The organism is Bifidobacterium sp. LH_419, from assembly GCF_056356955.1.
The window spans coordinates 215550-236407 of record NZ_JBKEVG010000001.1 but is presented as its reverse complement, the minus strand read 5'-3'; the positions used below and the strand labels follow the sequence as shown (position 1 = coordinate 236407).

18 protein-coding genes, 1 pseudogene and 1 riboswitch are annotated in these 20858 nt (G+C 68.1%); of the genes and pseudogenes, 10 read left to right on the top strand and 9 right to left on the bottom strand.

All coding sequences use genetic code 11. The annotated features are described in order from the left end of the window. Positions 1 to 175 precede the first annotated feature (175 nt). The 6 genes from AC1AYX_RS01215 (at position 176) to AC1AYX_RS01190 (ending at position 8267) form a co-directional block, all read left to right on the top strand. Positions 176 to 1324, top strand: coding sequence for a hypothetical protein (locus AC1AYX_RS01215; protein ID WP_476501786.1), 1149 nt, complete (start codon positions 176 to 178; stop codon positions 1322 to 1324). After that, positions 1317 to 2816: a hypothetical protein gene (locus AC1AYX_RS01210; RefSeq protein ID WP_476501785.1), complete on the top strand. Its 1500-nt coding sequence runs from the start codon at positions 1317 to 1319 to the stop codon at positions 2814 to 2816. Before AC1AYX_RS01215 ends, AC1AYX_RS01210 begins: the two co-directional genes overlap by 8 nt. Before the next feature lie 37 nt (positions 2817 to 2853). After that, positions 2854 to 3303, top strand: coding sequence for a helix-turn-helix domain-containing protein (locus AC1AYX_RS01205; RefSeq protein ID WP_476501784.1), 450 nt, complete (start codon positions 2854 to 2856; stop codon positions 3301 to 3303). Positions 3304 to 3332: 29 nt separating this feature from the next. Next, the gene (locus tag AC1AYX_RS01200; protein ID WP_476501783.1) at positions 3333 to 5051 is read left to right on the top strand and encodes a serine/threonine protein kinase; all 1719 of its coding nucleotides are present in this window, start codon (positions 3333 to 3335) and stop codon (positions 5049 to 5051) included. Positions 5052 to 5111: 60 nt separating this feature from the next. Further along, entirely contained in the window at positions 5112 to 7673 is a 2562-nt protein-coding gene (locus tag AC1AYX_RS01195) for an excinuclease ABC subunit UvrA (protein WP_476501782.1), read from the top strand. A 123-nt stretch (positions 7674 to 7796) separates the two neighbouring features. After that, positions 7797 to 8267, top strand: coding sequence for a MerR family transcriptional regulator (locus AC1AYX_RS01190; protein WP_476501781.1), 471 nt, complete (start codon positions 7797 to 7799; stop codon positions 8265 to 8267). A 39-nt stretch (positions 8268 to 8306) separates the two neighbouring features. On the opposite strand, the gene AC1AYX_RS01185 is transcribed toward AC1AYX_RS01190, so the two are convergent. Further along, the gene (locus tag AC1AYX_RS01185) at positions 8307 to 9614 is read right to left on the bottom strand and encodes an MATE family efflux transporter (RefSeq protein ID WP_476502022.1); all 1308 of its coding nucleotides are present in this window, start codon (positions 9612 to 9614) and stop codon (positions 8307 to 8309) included. Between the two features lie 211 nt (positions 9615 to 9825). On the opposite strand from AC1AYX_RS01185, the gene AC1AYX_RS01180 reads away from it, so the two are divergent. Then, positions 9826 to 10356 (top strand): PadR family transcriptional regulator, encoded by a 531-nt coding sequence (locus tag AC1AYX_RS01180; protein ID WP_476501780.1) that lies wholly within the window; start codon positions 9826 to 9828, stop codon positions 10354 to 10356. Positions 10357 to 10453: 97 nt separating this feature from the next. On the opposite strand, the pseudogene AC1AYX_RS01175 reads toward AC1AYX_RS01180, so the two are convergent. Further along, positions 10454 to 11092: pseudogene (locus AC1AYX_RS01175) on the bottom strand (NADPH-dependent F420 reductase); the annotation flags it as partial. A gap of 238 nt (positions 11093 to 11330) precedes the next feature. On the opposite strand from AC1AYX_RS01175, the gene AC1AYX_RS01170 reads away from it, so the two are divergent. Next, the gene (locus tag AC1AYX_RS01170; RefSeq protein WP_476501779.1) at positions 11331 to 11864 is read left to right on the top strand and encodes a PadR family transcriptional regulator; all 534 of its coding nucleotides are present in this window, start codon (positions 11331 to 11333) and stop codon (positions 11862 to 11864) included. 21 nt (positions 11865 to 11885) lie between these two features. On the opposite strand, the gene AC1AYX_RS01165 is transcribed toward AC1AYX_RS01170, so the two are convergent. The 5 genes from AC1AYX_RS01165 to AC1AYX_RS01145 form a co-directional block, all read right to left on the bottom strand. Next, complete coding sequence (locus tag AC1AYX_RS01165) at positions 11886 to 12257, bottom strand: fluoride efflux transporter FluC (RefSeq protein ID WP_476501778.1); 372 nt, start codon at positions 12255 to 12257, stop codon at positions 11886 to 11888. Positions 12258 to 12259: 2 nt separating this feature from the next. Further along, positions 12260 to 12733, bottom strand: a complete 474-nt coding sequence (locus tag AC1AYX_RS01160) for a CrcB family protein (RefSeq protein ID WP_476501777.1) — start codon at positions 12731 to 12733, stop codon at positions 12260 to 12262. Between the two features lie 60 nt (positions 12734 to 12793). Further along, positions 12794 to 12868: riboswitch (Fluoride riboswitch) on the bottom strand. A gap of 134 nt (positions 12869 to 13002) precedes the next feature. Beyond that, positions 13003 to 14592, bottom strand: coding sequence for a PolC-type DNA polymerase III domain-containing protein (locus AC1AYX_RS01155; RefSeq protein WP_476501776.1), 1590 nt, complete (start codon positions 14590 to 14592; stop codon positions 13003 to 13005). 189 nt (positions 14593 to 14781) lie between these two features. After that, complete coding sequence (locus AC1AYX_RS01150) at positions 14782 to 15582, bottom strand: ABC transporter permease (protein ID WP_476501775.1); 801 nt, start codon at positions 15580 to 15582, stop codon at positions 14782 to 14784. Continuing rightward, a complete protein-coding gene (locus tag AC1AYX_RS01145) occupies positions 15579 to 16376 on the bottom strand; it encodes an ABC transporter ATP-binding protein (RefSeq protein ID WP_476501774.1) in 798 nt (265 codons plus the stop codon). The genes AC1AYX_RS01150 and AC1AYX_RS01145 overlap by 4 nt, the downstream gene beginning before the upstream one ends. Before the next feature lie 191 nt (positions 16377 to 16567). Between AC1AYX_RS01145 and AC1AYX_RS01140 the strand changes: the two genes are divergently transcribed. Next, the gene (locus AC1AYX_RS01140) at positions 16568 to 17257 is read left to right on the top strand and encodes a response regulator transcription factor (RefSeq protein WP_476501773.1); all 690 of its coding nucleotides are present in this window, start codon (positions 16568 to 16570) and stop codon (positions 17255 to 17257) included. Between the two features lie 3 nt (positions 17258 to 17260). Continuing rightward, the gene (locus AC1AYX_RS01135; protein WP_476501772.1) at positions 17261 to 18256 is read left to right on the top strand and encodes a sensor histidine kinase; all 996 of its coding nucleotides are present in this window, start codon (positions 17261 to 17263) and stop codon (positions 18254 to 18256) included. A gap of 6 nt (positions 18257 to 18262) precedes the next feature. On the opposite strand, the gene AC1AYX_RS01130 is transcribed toward AC1AYX_RS01135, so the two are convergent. Both AC1AYX_RS01130 and AC1AYX_RS01125 read right to left on the bottom strand, forming a co-directional pair. Continuing rightward, entirely contained in the window at positions 18263 to 19729 is a 1467-nt protein-coding gene (locus AC1AYX_RS01130; RefSeq protein ID WP_476501771.1) for a serpin family protein, read from the bottom strand. 60 nt (positions 19730 to 19789) lie between these two features. After that, a complete protein-coding gene (locus tag AC1AYX_RS01125; protein ID WP_476501770.1) occupies positions 19790 to 20728 on the bottom strand; it encodes a LysR family transcriptional regulator in 939 nt (312 codons plus the stop codon). Between the last annotated feature and the right edge of the window lie 130 nt (positions 20729 to 20858).

The window sequence follows — 20858 nt, the reverse complement described above, 5'->3', positions numbered from 1 at the left end:
GAAGACGAGATCACGCCGCTCATCCATCATTGCGACCGGATGAGCGGCATCCCTCAGTCGTCGACTGAATCGGCGGCGAGAAGATCCGGGACATGTCGTGGCGGTCCTACGGACGGCCGACCCGGCCGATAGGATGGAAGACACGGCAACGACGACGAGGAAAGGAAACCAGACGATGGCCAATCTATTCGGCAATCTCGGCAAAGGGATCGGCGATCTTGCCGGCAAAGCGGGGAAGATCGCACAGGATGCGGGGAATCAGGTAGGTCAGGCGGCGAAGTCCGTCGGCGACGGGGTCGGCAAGGCGGCCGGCGATGCGATGAAGGTCGCGGCGAATCTCGGCGATGGCGTCGGCAAGGCAGCCGGCGCGGCGGGGAAGGCCATCGGCGAGACCGCCGGAAAGGCCTCCCAGGACACGCAGAAACTCGCCCAAGGCGTCAAAGGCGGCATCGACAGCGTCGATTTGTTCAACTCGCGTCTGAGGCAGCAGGCCGTGGACGACTACAACCATACGGTGGAACGCTACGAGAAGACCGCGGAGAAGTTGTCCGACAACACCAAGGCCCTGTACGACCTGCGCAGACTCGCGATCGTGCACGTCAAATACGTCGAGCAGCACATCAACCAGCTGGCGAACACGCCGAAGGAGTTCGCCGTCGACCTGAAGAAGATCGCCGTCGAAGTGGAGACCTTCGAGAACAAGGAACAGGAGATCAGACAGGCCGAGCACCAGGCCAAGGCCGCCGAGGGCGGTGCGGGAGCCGGCGCCACACTCGGCGCCCTGGGACTGGCGGTGGCGACGATGGGCCCGACCGCCGCGATGGGCGTGGCCACCACGTTCGGCGTCGCCTCGACCGGGACCGCGATCTCCGCGCTGTCCGGCGCGGCGGCGAACAGCGCCGCATTGGCCTGGCTCGGCGGTGGCGCGTTGGCCGCGGGAGGCGGCGGCATGTCCGCCGGCACGGCTCTCCTGGCTCTTGCAGGTCCCGTGGGCTGGACCATCGCCGGCGTGGCCGGCGCCGCGGCGGTGGGTTCGGGCATCTTCGCGAGCCAGAAGAACAAGGAAGCGGCGGACAAGCTGGTCGGCGAGCGTCAAGGCGTGGAGAAGATGATCCGCCGGTTCGATGGGATGAACGCCGAGGTCAAGGCCCTGGCCGATACGACACGGACCCAGATCGACGGGGTGGAACAGGCCAACAAGGCGGTGACCGGCACCGACTACAGCCGGTTCACCAAGGACGAGAAGATGCGGGCCGGATTGCTCGTCAACGCGACGCTGACCCTCGCGCAGCTTATCAACAAGGAGCTGAAGCTCGATGATTGACCGCAGGATCGTCGACCTCAACGTCGGACAGGGCATCGCGGCATACGTCGACTGGCTGAACCGGATGCGCCTGTCCGAGCTGGCGGCGTCGTTGGGGGAGATCCTGGCGCAGGAGAACGATTCACTCAAGGTCATGGACGGCCGGCTCGCCGAGGCGCTGCGCCATATCGATGCCGCCAAGGCGGACGTGGCGGAACAGGTCATCGACGCGAACCGCGGCGGCGACAGAGGGTTGCACGGGTTCATCGCCGAATTCGCCGAGACCGGCATCGCCAACGCCCGACGGGCACTCGACGGATTGACCGAGTCGACGGTCCTGCTGAACGACAACGGCCCGGCCGATCTGCTGGTCGACGGTCGCGCCGTGCAGATGAAGTTCTATGCGAACCTGCGTCATGAGATCGAGGCCGCCGCACGCTACCCGCAGATGGACATGATGTTCTCCAAGGACCATGTGGCGGCGTATCGGTCCATCATGAACGGAGACAAGGAGGTGCTCCTCGACGGCCAGCGGCTGAGCGACCGCACGGTCGAGGGCATCCGCAGACTGATCGAAGACGAGAGCGAACGTCGCGGCGTGCCGTGGGACGAGTGGATGCGTCCGTCGAAACTCGACTACGGCCAGGTGCAGAAAGGCGCGATCGACCGGACGTTCGCGCAGGAGGCCGAGAACCTCGACCGGAGGGCCGCGGAACGCAAGGAGCGGATCCGGGAGGACGCCGACGAACGACGCGCGGCCGCCCAGGACAAGGCCCGCCCGAACCTCGGCGAGGCCCATAAGGCCGCCGGCGTGGCAGCCGCCATGCAGGGCGGCGTGAACCTCGGCATGTTCATCTACGAACGTCACAGGGAAGGCAGGGAGGTCTGGCAGTTCACCGCCGACGACTGGAAGGCGTGCGGGCTCACGACCGCCGAAGGCGCGCTCAAGGGAGGCGTCTCCGGCTACGCGGTGTACGGCCTGACCAACGTGTGCCGGCTGTCCGCCCCCAGCGCCGGCGCCATCGCTGCGGGGACCTTCGGACTGATTGACGCGGCCATCAGACTCAGGTCCGGGGAGATCGACGACGACGGATTCCTCAACCTCGTGACGATGAACGCCATCGACGCGACCGGTGCCGCCGTCGGCGCGGCGGTCGGGCAGGCGGTCATCCCCGTTCCGGTCGTAGGCGCCCTGATCGGATCGATCGCGGTCTCGACCGCGCTTCGGCTCGGCAAGGACGTGCTGAACAGACGCGAGCGCGCGCTGCTGGACGACTATCAGGCGCGGATGGACTCGTTCATCGCCGACCTTGACGAGCGTCACGCCCGCGCTCTGCGACGACTGATGGCCGAATACCGAAAGCTCGGCGACCTGCAGCGCTACGCGTTCGACCTTGACGTGAACGTGCGGCTGCGGTTCGAGGGATCAATCGAGCTGGCGAGGGCCACGGGCGTATCCGAGGAGGAGATCCTGCACGACGAATCGGAGATCGACGACTTCTTCCTGATGTGATGTCAGGGAAGAGCGATGCGGAACGATACAAGGAGACATGGCAATGAACGCAACGGGAGGGGAGCGGCGGCTCACCGAGGAACTGCTGGACCGTCTGCTCGCCAGCGGCAGCATCGACGCGTACCTCGACGAGGAACGCCCACGCGACTACCGGCTCGTCGACTACCTGAAGTTCCTGCTGGACCGCCACGGCCGCAAACGCGCCGACGTGGCGCGCGCCTCCGGCATCAACCCCACCGTCGTCTACGACGTGTTCTCCGGCAAAAGCCGCCCCGGTCGCGACCACGCGATCCGGCTCGCGTTCGGCCTCGGCTGCGACCTGCGCGAGACGCAACGTCTGCTGCGTCTCGCCGGCGTATCGGAACTGTGGTGCCGGCAACGCCGCGACGCGATCGTCATCTGGTGCGTGGAGAACGGCCTCGGCCTCGCCGCCACCGACGACGAACTCTACCGGTTCGACGAGCCGACGCTCACGCCGCGGGACTGAGCGGGAACGGGAGCGACTGGAGCGATCATATGGACGACACGCAGACCCTGCACGCCATGGGACTGGACGACGCCTACCGCGTCGAACGCACGCTCGCCGACGGGCCGTCCGGCGTCACCGAACTCGTGACGTTGGACGGCGCCGGACCGTTCGTACGCAAGAAGATCCCGCTGCGTCTCGCCCGCCGACGCCTCTGGTCCACGCTCGCCGACTGCACGTCGCCGCGCCTGCCCCGCGTCGAGGCGACCTACGAGCTGCCCGACCGGTTCGTGGTCGTCTACGACTACGTGCCCGGCGTTACGCTCGAACGGCACGTCACCGGGAAAGGCCGGCTGGACGCATCCGAGGCGACGCGCATCGCCGTCCAACTGTGCGAGGCGGTCGGCGAACTCCACGCGCACGGCATCATCCACCGCGACGTGACGCCCGCGAACATCATCATCGCCACGGACGGCGTGCACCTCATCGACTTCGGCATCGCCCGCGAACACGTCGGTGCCGCCACAGGCGACGCGACGGCGCGCGCACGCGACACGACCACGCTCGGCACATGGGGGTACGCCGCTCCCGAACAATACGGGTTCGCGCCCACCGACGCCCGCACCGACGTGTACGCGATCGGACGCGTGCTCGGCTTCATGCTCACCGGCGTGAGCCCGTCCGACGCGACGGCGTACGGGCTCACGCTCGCCGACGCCACGGCGGCGTCGCCCGCGTCGCGCGCCGTCGTCGCCAAGGCGTGCGCGTTCGAGCCAAGCGCGCGCATGCAGTCCGTGCAGGAGTTGCGTGACGCTTTGGAACGAGCGGAACACGGCACGGAAGGCAAGGCGCCTTCCGCAGCGGCGTCGCCCGCGGTCTCTACGTCGGCGCTCGCCGGCGACGGCACCGTTGGCGCGTCCGCGCCGACCGGTGCCATGCGCCGCGCATCCGCCTCCCGCCGCATCGTCGCGTGGACGGCGGTCGGTCTCGTCGCGCTCCTGCTCGCCGCCGGCGTCGGATACGCGGCGCTGCGCCTCGCCGACACCGGGAACGCCGCGTCATCCGCGTCATCGACGACGTCGCGGCCTTTGACGGGCGGTGACGGGACATCCTCCGGCAACGGCGCGGATGGCGCGAACGGTTCCCACGATGCGACCGGTGACACGGCCGGCGGCACGGACGCCGTGGACCATAATCCGCTCGAACTGGTCGAATCCGGCTGGTCGGCCGAAAGCGGATACGTGGAATACGCGCTCGCCCTGCGCAACACGGATACGACGCACGCCGTCCAATTCCCGAGAGTCACCGTCACCGGTCGCGCCGCCGACGGCTCCGTCATGTTCTCCGACACGCCCGTCTTCCCGCTCGTCTTCGCCGGCGAGACCGCGTACTTCAGCGGGCAGAGCGGCGACGGGGAGAAACCCGCGACCGTCGAGTTCACCGTCGAGACGCCATCCTCCGACGACCTGCTCGACACGGGAGGAACCGAATCGTACAGCGTGCACGACGTGCAGGAACGCAAGACCGACCTCGACGGCGTCACGTTCGGCGGCGAAGTGACGACCGACCGCGACGACGACAACGGCAAAGGCGTGTACACGGACGACATCATCGTGACGCTCGTCCTGCGCGACAAGACCGGAACGATCATCTTCGGACGCAACGAGTACATCGCCAAACCGGCGACGGGGAAGAGCCGCGCGTTCTCCATCGAGACCTACGACCTGCCCGCATACGCATCATACGAGATCCACGCGCACACCGCGTGACGCATGCGATACGAACTGGAGCACGACGACAACAGACGTACGGCATCTACAATGGGCCGCATGACGGATGAGCATGATCTGGAGCGTACGGAAGAACGGGGCAAAAGGCCGGAAGACGCGGGGAAGCGCCACACGCCGACCGCGATCGAAGTGCGCGGCGCGCACGTGCACAACCTCAAGCACATCGACGTGGACGTGCCGTTGGACGCGCTCACCGGCGTGGCCGGCGTCTCCGGATCGGGCAAAAGCTCGCTCGCATTGGGCGTGCTTTATGCGGAAGGCTCACGCCGCTACCTGGAGGCCCTGTCCACATACACGCGCCGGCGGCTCACCCAGGCGACGCGCGCGCAGGTCGACGACGTGCGCCACGTACCCGCCGCGCTCGCCCTCCACCAGCGGCCCGCCGTACCGGGAGTGCGCTCCACGTTCGGCACGATGAGCGAACTGCTCAACAGCCTGCGCCTCCTGTTCTCCCGCTGCGGCGCGCACGTATGCCCGCACTGCGGGGCGCGCCACGAACCCACGCTCGACGTGGCCGCCGAACTGCCCATCCGCTGCGCGAACTGCGGCAAGACGTTCTTCGGGCCCGGCGCCGAATCCCTCGCCTTCAACTCGGCGGGCGCATGCCCCACCTGCTCCGGCACCGGCGTCATGCGCGAAGTGAACCTCGCCTCGCTCGTGCCCGACGAGTCGAAGACCATCGACGAAGGCGCCGTCGCCCCATGGGGGTCGCTCATGTGGGACCTGATGAAGGACGTATGCCGGGCGATGGGCGTGCGCACCGACGTGCCATTCCGCGAACTCACCGACAAGGAACGCGACATCGTATACCACGGGCCCGCCGTCAAGAAGCACATCCTCTACCGGTCGAAGAAAAGCGACGACTTCGCCGAACTCGACTTCACCTACTACAACGCCGTGTACACGGTCGAGAACGCGCTCGCCAAGGCCAAGGACGAGAAGGGACTGAAACGCGTCGCGCGGTTCCTCGAGGAGAAGCCGTGCCGGGACTGCGGCGGCACGCGATTGAGTGAGGCCGCCCGTGCGCCGCGCGTGCGCGGGCTGGATCTCGCCCAGGCGAGCGCCATGACCTTGGACGAGGCGGTCGCCTGGGTGCGCGGCGTGCCCGCCACTCTGCCCGAGGCGATGCGTCCGATGGCGACGAACATCGCCGAATCGTTCCTCGACGTGGCCAGACGCCTGCTGGAGCTCGGCCTCGGCTATCTCGCGCTCGACCGTGCAGGTTCCACCTTGTCCACCGGCGAACGGCAGCGCGTCCAACTGGCGCGCGCCGTACGCAACCGGACCACCGGCGTGCTGTACGTGCTCGATGAGCCTTCGATCGGCCTGCACCCGGCGAACGTGGACGGGTTGATCGGCGTGATGCGCGACCTCGTGGCGGACGGCAACACCGTGGTCGTCGTCGACCATGACGTGCGCGTGCTCAAGGCGTGCGACCATCTCATCGAGATGGGCCCGGTCGCGGGCGCGGCCGGCGGCCACGTGATTGCGCAGGGCACGGTCGCCGACGTGGCGGCCATGGGGGAGCGGGGCAGTCGCATCGCGCCGTTCCTCGCCGAGACCGGTCCGGAACGGGTGCGTGCGCGCCTTGACGCGGACCGAATGTTCGAGGCGGGCGCGATCCACATGGAGACCGGGCCGCTGCACACGGTGAAACCTCTGGTCGTGGACGTGCCGCGCGGGCGTCTCACCGTGGTGACGGGCGTGTCCGGCTCGGGCAAGACGACAATGGTGCTCGAATCGTTGATCCCCGCGCTGCGGGCGAACGCGGAAGACACCGCGATGCCCGCGCACGTGCGTGCGATCGCGGCGGACGGCATCCGGCGTGCGAACCTCATCGACGCGACGCCGATCGGCGCGAACGTGCGCTCCACCGTCGCCACGTACGCGGGAATCCACGACGACCTGCGCCGCGCGTTCGCCCGCACCGACGAGGCGAAGCAAGGCGGCTGGAAGGCCGGCGACTTCTCCTACAACACGGGACGGCTGCGCTGCCCCACCTGCGACGGCACCGGGTCGATCTCGCTCGACGTGCAGTTCCTGCCCGACGTGAGCATCGACTGCCCCGACTGCCGAGGGTCGCGCTACGCGCCCGCCGCCGGCGCGATCCACCGCGTGTCGAAGGACGGGCGCGCGCTCACCCTGCCGCAATTGATGGCGATGAGCGTCGACGAGGCGCTGGAGGCGACCGGAGACATGCGCAAGGTGCATGCGCGGTTGGAGACGCTGCATGATCTGGGACTCGGCTATCTCACGTTGGGGGAGCCGACGCCCGCCCTGTCCGGGGGCGAGGCGCAGCGGTTGAAGCTCGCCGGCGAGATGGGGCGCGTCCAATCGGACGCCGTGTTCGTGTTCGACGAGCCGACCATCGGCCTGCACCCGTTGGATGTGCGCGTGCTGCTCGACGTGTTCGACCGGCTCGTGCAGGGCGGGGCGACCGTCGTCGTCATCGAACACGATCTCGACATGATCGCCAACGCCGACTGGATCATCGACATGGGCCCCAGCGGCGGCGAGGCCGGCGGCCGCATCGTCGCCACCGGCACGCCGGAAGCCGTCGCCGCGAACCCGGACAGCGTGACGGGCCGGTACCTGCGGTAGGTGCGGGTGCCGTCGGTCGTCAGCGGAATCGGAGGCAATGTTCCGTAACATGCATGTCGGGCATGGTCGGCGATCAGATACGGGTATTGGACACCGCAGGACCATGGTGTTTCGATGGGTGGTATGAGTCTGAACACCACCACCTGGCATACGATCCGCGAGGCGTCGCTCGCCTCCGGACTGCCGGAATCCACGTTGCGCTACTACGAGCAGATCGGCATCATCCCGCCGATCGCCCGCGACCCGTCCGGGCATCGCGCCTATTCGGACGACGACCTGACCCGGCTCACGACGATCGCATGCCTGTCCGCCACGGGCATGCCGCTCGAATCGATGCGCGAATACCTGCGCAACGCGCAGGACGGCGCGGCGGGAGCGGAACGCCAGATCGAACTGCTCGACGCGCAGGCGCTGCGGCTCGCCGCGCGCGCCGAAGCCATCCGCATGCAGCAGGCGTACGTCTCGTTGAAGACCCTCTACTGGCGGGCCGTCGCGGAAGGCCGGGACGATGATGCGCAGGCGCTGCTCGACGAGCATCGCGACGTCATCGCGCAGGTCAGGCGCCTCCAGACGCAGGCGCAGACCGGCCGGTAGGACGCTTGGCGCCGTCGCGGCGGACCTGATCGCCGTCTCTCAGCGCAGCACCTTGCCGAGGATGTGGCGCATGAACGGGATGGTCGTCGCGAACGTGAGGATATCCGCCAGGGACTGGGCGGCCTCCACGCCGGTCACGCCGAGGAAGTGGGGGAGGATGAGCACGATCGGCGCGAGATAGAGGCCCGTGCGGCATACGGCGAGGAACGAGGCGATGCCGGTCTTGCCCAGTGTCTGGGAGATCATGTTGCCCATCATGTTGACGCCGTTGAGCACGACCGTCACGCATTGGAAGTGCAGGGCCGCGACGCCCACCGCGACCACGGCCGGATCGGAGCGGAAGATCTCCACCAGCTGCGGCGCGATCGTCCAGATGGCCACGGCGAGCACGAGCAGCACGCCGGTGGCGAGCTTCACGCAGAACCAGTAGGCCTCGCGCACGCGCGCGAACTTGCCGGCGCCGTAGTTGTAGCCGCACACCGGCTGGAAGCCCTGCCCGAGGCCGATGATGACCGAGTTCGCGCCGAGCATGATGCGCATGACGATGGCCATGCCGGCGATGGCCGCGTCTCCGAACGGGTTGGCGGCGATGTTCACGCACGTGGTGGCGATCGAGCCGGCGCCCTGCCGGATCAGCGAGGGGAGACCGCCGCCCGCGATCTCGCGCAGGAGCAGCGGGTCGGGACGGCAGTTGCGCAGCGACAGCTTCAATACGCCGAACCGGGCGCTCATCACGGTGAGGATGACGAAGCTCACCGTCTGGCAGATGCCGGTGGCGAGACCCGCGCCGAAGATGCCCATATGGGCCACGAAGATGAACAACGGGGCGAGCAGGAAGTTGAGCAGCGCGCCGGTGACGAGTCCGATCATGCCGAATGCGGACTGGCCCTGGTAGCGCAGCAGGCCGTTCAGCGCGAACGAGCCGCATACGCACGGAGCGGCCACGAGGATGGGCGTCAGATAGGTGACCGCGTACGGTGCGATGGTCGCGGTCGAGCCCAGCGCGACGACCAGCGGGCGCAAGGTGGCGAGGCAGACGATGGTCACGACGAGTCCGGAGAGCACGGCGCCCGCGAATCCGATGGCGAGCAGCTTGGAGGCGCGCTCGTTGTTGCGTTTGCCGAGCTCCCGGCTCATCGAGTTGCCCGCGCCGTTGCCGAAGAAGAATCCGAGCGCCTGCAGGATCGTCATGATGGAGAACGCGATGCCGATCGCGCCCGATTGGGAGGTGCCCAACTGGCCGATGAAGAACGTGTCGGTGAGGTTGTACGCGGTGGTCACCAGATTCGATACGACCGCCGGGATGCACAACCGCAGGATCAGCGGTTTGACGGGGCTTTGCGTCATCTGCCGGTATTTCGCGTCGGCCGATGCCTGTTTGATTCCTGCACGATTCTGAGCCACGGAACGCTACTGTACTCCCGTTCCCACCGTCATGCGCCGGCCGCGGCCGATGGCGGACGTGTGGAGCGGGTCAGCCGCGGGCGGAACGCGGCGGCGCGCATCCGTGCCGGCCGGTATCATGGCTGGGATGTCGAAACGAGGTGAGAAGTAGGGTATGAGCCTGATTGAGATGATGATTCTCGGATTCCTGTCCGAGAAGACGATGTGCGGCTACGAACTGCGCAAGAAGATGGAGCAGCTGCAGGGCGACATGCGCCGGTTCAGCGACGGCGCCATCTACCCGGCGACCGGCCGTCTCGCGAAGGCCGGTCTCATCTCCGAGCAGACGGATGTGCGCGACGGTCGCCAGCGTCACCTGTTCACGTTGGAGCCGGCCGGCCGCGAGGCGCTCGTCGAGGCGTTGAAGACCGCGGACGGCTTCATCCTCACCGACTTCAACCGGTGGCGGGTCGTGCTCACCTTCCTGTCCGTCGTTCCGGACAAGGCCGACCGCGACGCGGTGCTGCGCCGCCGCTACGACCTGCTGTCCGGCGGCGACGTGCACTTCTTCTACTGCGATGCGGGCAACCCGCTGTCGATCGACCACATCGACGACCCGTACCGTCGCGGTCTCATCACCGTGCATGACGCGCAGGTCGCGGCTGAGCTCGGATGGCTGCGTTCGATGCTCGGCATCGAGGAGTGAGGATTCCCTCACCTGCTCTTACGCTCTTACGGCGAACGGCTGGGCCCCGACACGATAGGTTCGCGTCGGGGCCCAGCCGTTCGCCGTGGACGACCGCTTACTTGACGACCTTGAAGCCGCCGGTCCACGGGGTCTGCTCGGTCACGCCGAGGACGATCTGCAGGGCGCCGTAGCCCTCGAGGTACTGGGCGCGCTTGAGCGGGCCCGCGTCCACGGTCTTGAGTCCCGCGGCCTCGATGAACGCGGCGACGGACTTCTTGGCCGCGTCGTCGTCGGAGGCGAGCTGGACGACGGTCGGCGCGCCGTCGTTGACGCCGGTGGCCAGGGTCGCGGCGAAGGTCGTGTTGAAGCCCTTGACGACCTTGGACTGGGGCAGTTTGCCGGCCAGCCATTCGGCGGCGGACTTCGCGCCCTCCGGCAGCGCCAGGTCGAAGGTGGTGAAGTCGATTGGGTTGGACACGTCGACGATGGTCTTGCCGGCGAACTGGCCGGCGTAGGCGGCGAGCGTCTCCTCGTAGGCGGGGAACGGCAGGGCGAGCACGACGATGTCGCCGGTGACGGCCTCGCCGAACTTCGCGCCGGTGACGCCGTCGGCCGCCGCCGCGGCCTTGTCCGGGTTGCGGTCGATGACCTGCACGGAGGCGCCGGCCTTGACGGCGATGCCGGCCACGGCGGATCCGATGTTGCCCGCGCCGAAGATGGTGATGGTGCTCATGGTGGTTTTCCTTTCGGTGGTGTCTGCTGCTGTCTGCGTTCTGCTGTCGCTGCCGGCGGCGGTGCGGTTGCCGTTCCCGTCGTCCTCGCGTTGGTCATCACTCTATTCGAGGTATTGGCATATTTCAAGCCGAGATATATCGAATCAATGTATGACATGTTGCAGAACGGCGGAATTCCGCGGCGGCGGGGCATGACGGCCGGCGTTCGCTGTCGGCGTGTCGTTTCGAGATATATCGAAGCGAGGTATCATGGTGGGCATGATGAACACGATAGAACTCATGACGTTGGGATTCCTCTCGGAGGGGCCCGCGTGCGGCTACCGGCTGCGTAAGAAGATGGAGCAGCTCCAGGGCTACATGCAGGCGGTCTCCGACGGCACGCTGCATGCGGTCACCGGGCGCTTCGTCAAGGCCGGGTACATCGGCGAGACCCATACGGTCGTCAACGGGCGGCGTCTGCGCGAATTCCATCTCGAACCGGCCGGCCGTGAGGCGCTCATCGACGAGCTCAAGGGCACGAGCGGATACATGCTCACCAACATCACCAAATGGGCGGTCGTCATGTCGTTCCTGTCCGTCATCCCCGACGAGGCGGACAGGAACGCGGTGCTGCGCCGCCGGCTCGACTCGCTCGCCGAAGCCGACGTGCGCCGCCTCTACAGCGACGGCGAAGGCCCCATCGACAACGACGAGGTCGAAGACAGGTACCGTCGCGCCGTCATCGCCGTCCACGACGCCGAGATCGACGCCGAACGCGCGTGGCTGGAACGCGAGCTCGGCGTCCGCGGATGACCGACGGGCCCGCGGCGGCCGTCACGCGACGAGCATGAACCCGGCGGCCACGGCGAGCGGCGGGACGACGACGCTCGCCAGCAGATAGCCGGCGGCGGTGGGGTAGCGGCGCTTGCCGAACAACGTCACCGTCTCGTTGACCGCGGTGGAGAACGTCGAGAAACCGCCGAGGAAACCGGTGGCGAGCAGCAGCCGCCACGACTCGTCCACTCCGCCGCGAAGCGCCGCCGCGGCGACGAGCCCGGCGAGAAGGCCGGCCAGCAGGTTGATGACGAACGTGGACATCGGGAACGCGCGCGTCCAATACGTCTTGACGGTCGTGTCGAGCATGTAGCGGCAGGAGGCGCCCAGACCGCCGAACAGGCAGACGAGCACGGGAAGGAGCATGGCCATCGTCACGCCCCCTTCCGCACGTCGGAGACGGATGCGGAGTCGGCGGCGGTGCCGTGCGTGGCGAGACGGCCGCCCACCCATGCGCCGGCGGTCGCGCACAGGATGCCGAGCGCGAACGTCACGACGAGATACAGGACGCCGACGCCCGCGTCGCCCGAACGGATCGCGGTGAAGCACTCCAACGCGAGCGTGGACATCGTGGACAGCCCGCCGCACAGTCCCATGCCGAGCCCGCGGCTCGCGTACTCCCTGCCGCGGGAGCCGAACCGCGCGGCGAACGAGGTGGAGCCGGCGAGGAACGCGGTCAGTCCCGCATACAGGAGACAGGCGAGCAGGTTCGCGGCCAAGGTGCCGGTATGGAAGTCGCCGGCCGCGGGAATCAGTGTGAACGCGTAGCGCAATGCGGTGCCGACCGTGCCGCCGACGAAGACGACGGCGAGGATGTCGGGATGAATCTGGGGTATGCGATGACCCATATCGTTGCCTTTCCGGATGCCGCCGCGGTCCGCTGAAGACACGACGGCCCCTAAGGGAGAAATCGTGTAGGAACTATCAGCGGTAATGCGGTTCGGAAAACGGGTTTCCCGGCGGGTTCCATCGCCTGCGTGCCAGACTACTCCACGACGCGACAATGCGGCGTCATATGCGCGGGAATACCATAAACGGACACCGTGTCGTCTGTTTTGCATGGTCAAAACGGACGACACGGTGTCCGTTCAACGGTTGGCGTCAACCGCGGCCCCGGTCAGCGCCTCCAGCGGCGACGATGGCTGATGATGCGCTTGCCGCCGACGCCCGCCTTGCCGTTCGGGCCCCACGGTCCGCGCGCCTCGGCCTGGAGCTGCTTGAGATGGTGCTTCATGGCGAGGAGCATGATGTGCGTGTCCTCGAGACCGAGATGGCGTTCGGCGTCGTCCTCGCGCAGCGCGCCCTGGCGCTTCGCGTACGCGTCGAGGCGGTTGTCGCCGTCGGGATGCTCCTCGCTGGGGATGGAGCCCTCGTCCCACAGGCGGCTCATCGGCAGCGTGTCGATGATGGTCACGTGGCCGTTGCGGTACGCCTCCGCATAGCCCTTCACGTTGAGCATGAAGAAGCTGTGCTCGAACGTGGCCATATGCGCGACGAACGGCTGCGCGGTCAGACGCTTGAGCAGGTCGGCCTGCGCCTCGGCGTCCTCGTCGAACATCGGATAGCCGGCGCCGACGCGCTGCTTGATGTCGATGCCGGTCAGCTGAATGATGAACGGGTTGCCGTGGCGCGCCGCCTCGTCGGTCACGCCGAACGAGAACCGATGCTGGTCGTAGGCGTCGCCGCCCTCGTAGTAGTCCTTGTCGTACTCGTAGCCGGTGGGGGCGTCCGCCGGGCGCGGGGACTTCATGTTCATGTATTCGAAGCCCACGTCGATGATGTACGCGCGGTACGGTTCGGTGCCGTTCGTCTCCAGGTCGATGCCCATCACCTTGTCCACGTCGCGGCCCGGCAGGAACACCTCGCGCCAATAGTCCTTCGGGCGTGCGGCCTCGCGTGCCGCCACATGCTCGGCGGCCCGGTGGCGCGACTTCTCGAAGCGCGCCTCGGGCACGGCGGTCTCGTCGCGGTTCACCTGTTCGACCGTCGGCACGGCGGGGTTGTCGTCGTTGATGACCGGCTGTCCCTCGATGAGATAATCGTTGCTGCCCTGGTCGGAGCTCGACTCGATCGGCGCGGACTCGTCCGGGCCCGCCTCGACGGAGCCGTTCCTCACCTCGTCCGCCTCGAACAGCGCGTGCTCGCGGTGCGCCCGCGCCGCCTCGCGCTTGGCGCGGTCCGCCTTGCGGCGTTCGGCGCGCGCGTTGACGATCTCCGCGGTGCGGTCCTGGATGTCGTCGACGACCACGCCCTCCCTTGCGGGCGTGAGCACCGGCACGGTGACGCGCTGGCGGTCCTCGTCCTCGACGGTCCACAGGCCTTCGGCGATGCCGCGGTCGCGCAGCAGCGCGATCTGGTCGTTGAGGCGACGGTCCGCGTAGGCGAGCGCGCGCGGCAGGTCATAGGTCTTGATCCTGCGGTCGAAGTCGCGCATGAACGTCATGCTCATCTTCGCGATGACGGCTTCGAGCCGGTCACGGATCGCGAGATCCTCCTTGAGCAGATCGTGCACGCTGGACGCGGCGCCCGCCTCGAAGTCCTCGGGGGAGGCCACGCCGATGCCGTGCTCCAGGTCGAGCGAACGCACCCAATCCCAGTCGATGTCGTTGTCGTCCGCGTCCTTCAACATGATGTACGACCACTGGCTGATGCTTTCCTTCGCCTCGGTCAGCCACGAGCGGTCGATCGTATGCCCACTGTTTTCCATTGTTTCTTTGCTGTTTTCTTCGCTACTCATACTCATTCATACCTGCGGGAACCATGTCCCGTCATCTCCATGGTAGCGCTCACGGCGGCTCCCATGCGGGAATCGCCGGAAACAATGGGGAAACGGCGGGTGGCGTGGACGGTTCCGGCCTCCGTCGTCCGCCGTCGTGCCCGTGGAGAATCCCCGCGTTCAGCGCACGCCGCGCATGTCCTGCGGGCGGAACTGGTCGTCCTCGGTGAAGCAGGTGCGGTACGTCATCGCCATGATGAGCCCGTCGGCGACGAGCGTCAGCGCGGCGATGGCCGCGAACACGACGAACTGGTATTTCGCGGCCTCCAACGGGTCGCCGCCGGCGATGACCTGGCCGGCCATCATGCCCGGGATCGTGACGATGCCGCAGGAGGCAAGCGTCGCCATCGTCGGCAGCAGTCCGAGCCTGATCGACGAGACGATGGACGGCCGCGCCGCCTCCCATGCGGTCGCACCGAGCGCGAGCATCGTGTCGATCTCGTCGCGCCGCTCGTCCATGCTCTCGTAGAACCGGCTCAGGCCGACGGCGAGCGCGGAGACCGTGTTGCCGAGCAGCATGCCGGTCAACGGCACGACGAGCTGCGGCGCGTACCACGGGTGGGGGCGCACGACGAGTTCGGTGACGAGCGCGATCATGAGCAGCATCGTGATGGTCAGGCTCAGCAGCACCGGGCCGGCGAGCCCCTTCGGCACGCCTTTGGCGCGCGACAGGGTGATCTGCACGGCGGCGACGAGCATCACGCCGATCGTCGCGAACACGAGGAACACGTTGTCCGCGCGGATCACGTAGCCGACGACGAATCCCATCGCGCACAGCTGCAGGAGCGCCCGGCAGGCGGACCACAGGAGGGAGCGGCCGATGCCCATGCGCATGAGCCCGCTCACGCCGGCCGCGACGGCCACCATCGCCATCGCCACGGCGAGACCCCAGATGTCGATGTCGTACGCGTTGCCGCTCATGCCGTCTCCTTCCCGTCCGTCGCTCCCGTCGCGCGTTCCGCCGCGTCCGCCCATGCGAGCGCGCCGCCGGCCAGCGTGGCGACGCGCGAGGCGCGCCCGTCCGGCGGCCGGTGCCGGATGCGCACGATCGCCATGCCGCGTCCGGCCGCATACGCCATGATCGACGCGACCTTGGCGGCGTTCCCGTCGTCCAGTCCGGCGTCCACCTCGTCGGCGAGCAGCACCTGCGGCCCGGTCAGCAGGGTGCGGGCGAGCGAGACGCGCGCCGCCTGACCGCCGGACAGGTCGTGCGGCCGCCGCGTCAGATCGATGTCCCCGCATCCCATCGCGTCGAGGGTCTCCCGGATGCGCGCGTCCGGCAGCATGTCCCGTGCGGCCGCCGCGTCGTCGCGGAACAGGCGGGCGAACCGGTCGACGAAACCGCCCCGCCGGCCGTCGTCCCGCGCGTCGGCGCGCACGGCGAGCGTGAACGGCAGACGGATCGCGTCCGCCACCGTCTCTCCCGGCAGAATCGGCTTCTGCGGCAGGTAGGCGACCTCGCGCCGCCACCGTTGCGGCGTGAACGATCCGGCATCACGCCCGTCCAACGTGAACGAGCCCGATGCATGCGGGTTGAGCCGCGCGAACGCCGTCAGCAGACTGCTCTTACCTGAACCGGACGGGCCCACCAAGTCGACGATCTCGCCGCGGCCGATCGCGAACGACAGATCAGCGAAGACCGTCCGGTCTCCGTCCGGCGACGGCACCGTGCACGACACCCGGTCCGCGGTGAAAAGAGGGGAATCACATCGCATACCGCGCACGATAACGCCGCGGGCGCCGCCGGACCAACCGCCGCCGCGTTTCTTAGCGGTTCCTAAGCCGGCCGGCGGTCTGATATAACCGTAAGAGAATCCCCGATCCCCCATGAGGTGAGACGCGCATGGACATGACGACGCACGTGACGGCGACACCGGAGACGCCAGGGCCGGAGGCGTCAAGACCGATGGCGGCCGCATCCCCGGAACGGCTGCTCCTGCCCGCCGTCCTCCTCATCGAGGACGATCCGGACCTCGGTGCCATGACCGCCGAGATGCTCGCCGCCGACTACCGGATCGACTGGGCGCGCTCGGTCGGCGAGGCGGACCGGCTCATGGCGGGCGCACGCTACGACGCGCTCATCGTCGACCGTCGGCTGCCCGACGGCGACGGACTCGACCTCATCCGCATGCTGCGCGGCACCGGCGTCACCACGCCCGCGCTCATCCTCACCGCGCTCGCCGAAGTCGACGACATCGTCGAAGGCCTCGACGCCGGCGCCAACGACTACCTGACCAAACCGTTCCACTTCGTCGAACTCGAGGCGCGCCTGCGCGCCCTCCTGCGCGGCTTCCACGCGCAGTCCAACGGCGTGATGGTCGGCGACTGGCTGCTCAAACCCGACGCCAACGTCATCGAGAATCCGGACGGGCGGGCCGTGCCGCTCACCGACGTCGAGACGAAGCTGCTCGCCATGCTCGCCACCTCGCCCGACCACGTGTTCACCCGCGAGGAGCTGCTCGCCGGCGCGTTCTCGCCCGGCAGCGACCTGGGCGCCGTCGACGTGTACGTCTCCTACGTGCGCGGCAAGACCACGCGCCGCATCATCGACACCGTGCGCGGCCGCGGCTACCGCATCGGAACACCGGAAGGATGAGCGATGGGCATCACATCATCGGACAAGGGACACGCACGGCTCATCAGCCTGCGCATGACCATCGCCATGGCCGCCATCACCATGATCGGCGGCATCCTCTTCACGCTCGGCGTGCTGCTCGGCTCGCGCCACGAATTCACCGAACGCGGCCTCGACCCCGACGCCATGAGCGTCACCCAGCAGTTCGGCTCCGGCATGATGGTCATCGACACGAGGAAGGCCATCGCGTTCACGCTCCTGTTCGTCGCCGGCGTCATCGCCGCCGTCGCCGTCGTCGGCCGGTACTACGCGCGCAAGGAGGTCGAACCGCTCGAACGCGCGTTCGAACTCCAGAAGGACTTCGTCGCCGACGCCAGCCACGAGCTCAAGACGCCGCTCGCCGTGATCGCCACACGCATCGACCTCATCGACTTCCGCCGCGCCCACGGCGGCGACATCGACGCGCCGCTCGCCGCCCTGCGTGGCGACGTCGACCGCATGACCGCCATCATCACCGACCTGCTCGTCGCCGCGCGCGGCGCCGTCAACGCCAAACCCGTCATGCTCGCCGACGTGGCCGACCAGTCCGTCGAGGAGGTGCGGCCGCTCGCCGAGACGCGCGGCGTGGGCCTCGACGTGCGCGTCGACGGGGAGCGCGGCCGGCTCATCGTGCGCGGCAACGCGATCGGACTGTCCCGATGCCTCGTCGCCGTGCTCGACAACGCCATCGCCCACTCGCCCGACGGCGCGAAGGTCACGGTCTCGACCGGATACCTGCACGGCGGACGGGCCGTCGTGCGCGTCACCGACCACGGCTGCGGCATCGGCGATGACCCCGAACGCCTGTTCCGCCGGTTCGCCCGCGACGACGACGGCACCGCGCACCAGGGCTACGGGCTGGGGCTTGCGCTCGCCCGCGACGTGGCGGTCCGGTACGGCGGCGAACTCGACGTGGAATCCACGTCGCCGTCCGGCACCACGATGCGCCTCACCCTGCCGCTCATGGACGAGGGACGGTGAGGGGCGTCACAGGTCGCGCACCGCGCCGATGAACAACGGCACGCCGTCCGGCGTGGTCAGTTCGTAGAGGAACGGCCGATCCACGTCGAACGTGACCTTGTCGGAGATGGGCGCCCCGGACGCCTCCACCTGGATCTGCGTGAACGCGGCCGCCTTCGCGCCCTTCTCGTTCACCTCGATGCGCGTGCCTTGGATGATCTCGCCGATGAACGGATTCCCCGGCAGCCCGTCCGGCTCCAACATGCCGGAGAAATCCGCCGTATTCGACGAGAACGCGTCCGTCACGCCCAACGTCCGGAGCGTCTTCTCGGCGCTCTCCGGAGAGAACGCGTTTTCGATGGAGAACCGCGGCAGTTTCAGGTCCACGCTTGTCGACGCGGCCGTCACCTCCGGGACGGCGTTTCCCGCGGCATCGGTTCCGGCCTTCTCGCTGCAGGTGGGCGCATCGCCGCCGGTCTCGCGCGCGGAGCACGTCGACATCGCCCACTCCAGCCGCGCCGCGTCGGAGGAGAACTCGTCGAACCGTCCCTCGGCGGGCAGCAGCACCGTCAGCGCGCCGCCGTTGTCGAACGGGATGGAGACGCGCCGCCATGAGCCGTCCGCCGCCTGTGCATAGCCCATCGAATCGAACGTATGCGCCATCATCGGCACCATGCGCTCGCGCGAAGCGCCGTGGAACGTCCGATCCTTGGTGTCCGTCTCCTCGAACGGCGTCTTCCAGCGGCCGTCCGCGTAGACGGTATCGATGATCGTCATCACCGTGTCGGCGTTCAACCGGATGTCCGGTTTGAGCATGCCGTGGGTGTTGTCCTCGATCCATTCGGACATGCGCTTCTCGGCGCGCGCGTCGAACGCGAGGGATTCCACGTCGGCGTCGAACCTTTCCTGCGCGGCCCGCCGGAACGAATCCTTGAGCGTGTAGCGGCCATCCACCCACACGGAGTCGCGCACGTCCATCACGGACCGCGCATCGTCGTACCGGCCGTTGACCGACGAGCGCAGCGACGTGTAGTCCCCGTCGCCGAGACTCTTGGCTCCGAGTGCCTCGTCCAATTGCGTGCGCGTCGCGCCGCCGGCACCTTGCGCGGCGAGCGCGAGCGCCATCCACATCGACGTGGGGGAGTAGTTGACGTTGCCGTCGTCGTCGCCGTTCGCCGCGTCGAGGAATCCGGGTGCGGAACGGTAGGCGAATCCGGTGACCGCGTCGATCGCGGCCTGCGTCGCCGGCGAGGCCGGTTTCCTGCGCATGAGTGCGACGGTTCGGGCGCCGTCTCCCAGCGTCCACCAGACGGTCCCGCCTCCGCCGATCGCGATGATCGCCGCCAGCAGTGCGGCGAGGATGATGCGGGCGCGTTTCGCGCGGCTCGGGGACCGGGATGTGTGTGGGGTGCGTGACGAGCCTTCGCCCGGCGCGGTCGGCGCGGACGTCGTGACGGTTGTTGATGGTGTCGTGTCGTGGTCTCGCGTGGACATGGCGATCTCCCTCGATCCGTCGATGCTGCTCGCGTTACCTCCCGCGATACCGCCATCGTATCAGCGGGCGTCACCCGCTTCCGTCGCCTCCCGTGCGGATGCGTTTCGCTCCACGCCGGCGAGCTCGGCGATGCGGTCCACGAACGCGGCGACGGTTGGCGTGGGGTCGGTCGGGTAGAGCAGACCGTACTGCATGCCGACCGGTTCGGGCCAGTCCACGGCCACGTTGACGAGCTGCGGGTGCACGTCGGCCCACATCGGTTTGGAGACGAGCAGGTCGCCGGTCCGGGCGCACTCGTTGAACACGTCCAGATCGTAATGGTCGATGTCGGCCAGTTCGATGCCGCCGGCGCGTTCGAACAGGTCGCGTGCGACGTCGTCCGTGCCGTTGCCGCGCGGCAGCATGCGTATGCGCGTGCCTGCGAGGTCGTCGAGCGTCACCCGCGCGCGGCGTGCGAGCGCATGGGTGAGGGGCACCGCCAGACTCAACGGCTCGTAGGACAACGCCAGCGTGTTGCATACGCCGGTCCAATGGTCGGGGACGAACGCGGTGGCGATCACGTCGATCGTTTCGCCGAGACGGGCGATGATGTCGGTGATGGACGTGCGGTTGTCCGGCAGGGAGACGAGTTCGAGGCGGATGCTCGGAGTGTGGCCGGCGTCGTGCTGCCACAGGTCGAGGATGCGTCTGCCCGGCCGCAGCATGGAGACGCCGAGACGCACCGGCACGGTGTCCGGCCGGGCGCGCCGCCGTGCCCGTCGGATGATCTCGTCCGACCGGCGGATCAGGTCGCGCGCCCCCTCCACGAACTCCTCGCCGGCGGGCGTGGGGGTGACGCCGCCGTGCGAGCGGACGAACAGGGCGAGTCCGTATTCCGTTTCGAACGTGTTGACCTGTTTGTCGAGCGCCGGCGTCGAGACGTGCAGACGCCGTCCCGCCTTCGCGAAACTGCCCGTCTCCGCCGCCGCCACGATAGCATCCAAGCGCCTGTCGTACATCGTCGTCCTTTCCGTCCGTCCGGACGTTTCATCTGCGCCCCCTTCAGGGGGAGCTGCCAGCGAAGCCGGCTGAGGGGGTGGGCGTGAACCTATGGTTCATGCGATATGAACCATAATCACTCACATTCCA

Bases quoted from the DNA above. Each gene is read 5' to 3' on its own strand.
- AC1AYX_RS01215 (WP_476501786.1), top strand. From the start codon at position 176: ATGGCCAATCTATTCGGCAATCTCGGCAAAGGGATCGGCGATCTTGCC.
- AC1AYX_RS01210 (WP_476501785.1), top strand. From the start codon at position 1,317: ATGATTGACCGCAGGATCGTCGACCTCAACGTCGGACAGGGCATCGCG.
- AC1AYX_RS01205 (WP_476501784.1), top strand. From the start codon at position 2,854: ATGGCAATGAACGCAACGGGAGGGGAGCGGCGGCTCACCGAGGAACTG.
- AC1AYX_RS01200 (WP_476501783.1), top strand. From the start codon at position 3,333: ATGGACGACACGCAGACCCTGCACGCCATGGGACTGGACGACGCCTAC.
- AC1AYX_RS01195 (WP_476501782.1), top strand. From the start codon at position 5,112: ATGACGGATGAGCATGATCTGGAGCGTACGGAAGAACGGGGCAAAAGG.
- AC1AYX_RS01190 (WP_476501781.1), top strand. From the start codon at position 7,797: ATGAGTCTGAACACCACCACCTGGCATACGATCCGCGAGGCGTCGCTC.
- AC1AYX_RS01185 (WP_476502022.1), bottom strand. From the start codon at position 9,614: ATGACGCAAAGCCCCGTCAAACCGCTGATCCTGCGGTTGTGCATCCCG.
- AC1AYX_RS01180 (WP_476501780.1), top strand. From the start codon at position 9,826: ATGAGCCTGATTGAGATGATGATTCTCGGATTCCTGTCCGAGAAGACG.
- AC1AYX_RS01170 (WP_476501779.1), top strand. From the start codon at position 11,331: ATGATGAACACGATAGAACTCATGACGTTGGGATTCCTCTCGGAGGGG.
- AC1AYX_RS01165 (WP_476501778.1), bottom strand. From the start codon at position 12,257: ATGGCCATGCTCCTTCCCGTGCTCGTCTGCCTGTTCGGCGGTCTGGGC.
- AC1AYX_RS01160 (WP_476501777.1), bottom strand. From the start codon at position 12,733: ATGGGTCATCGCATACCCCAGATTCATCCCGACATCCTCGCCGTCGTC.
- AC1AYX_RS01155 (WP_476501776.1), bottom strand. From the start codon at position 14,592: ATGGAAAACAGTGGGCATACGATCGACCGCTCGTGGCTGACCGAGGCG.
- AC1AYX_RS01150 (WP_476501775.1), bottom strand. From the start codon at position 15,582: ATGAGCGGCAACGCGTACGACATCGACATCTGGGGTCTCGCCGTGGCG.
- AC1AYX_RS01145 (WP_476501774.1), bottom strand. From the start codon at position 16,376: ATGCGATGTGATTCCCCTCTTTTCACCGCGGACCGGGTGTCGTGCACG.
- AC1AYX_RS01140 (WP_476501773.1), top strand. From the start codon at position 16,568: ATGGCGGCCGCATCCCCGGAACGGCTGCTCCTGCCCGCCGTCCTCCTC.
- AC1AYX_RS01135 (WP_476501772.1), top strand. From the start codon at position 17,261: ATGGGCATCACATCATCGGACAAGGGACACGCACGGCTCATCAGCCTG.
- AC1AYX_RS01130 (WP_476501771.1), bottom strand. From the start codon at position 19,729: ATGTCCACGCGAGACCACGACACGACACCATCAACAACCGTCACGACG.
- AC1AYX_RS01125 (WP_476501770.1), bottom strand. From the start codon at position 20,728: ATGTACGACAGGCGCTTGGATGCTATCGTGGCGGCGGCGGAGACGGGC.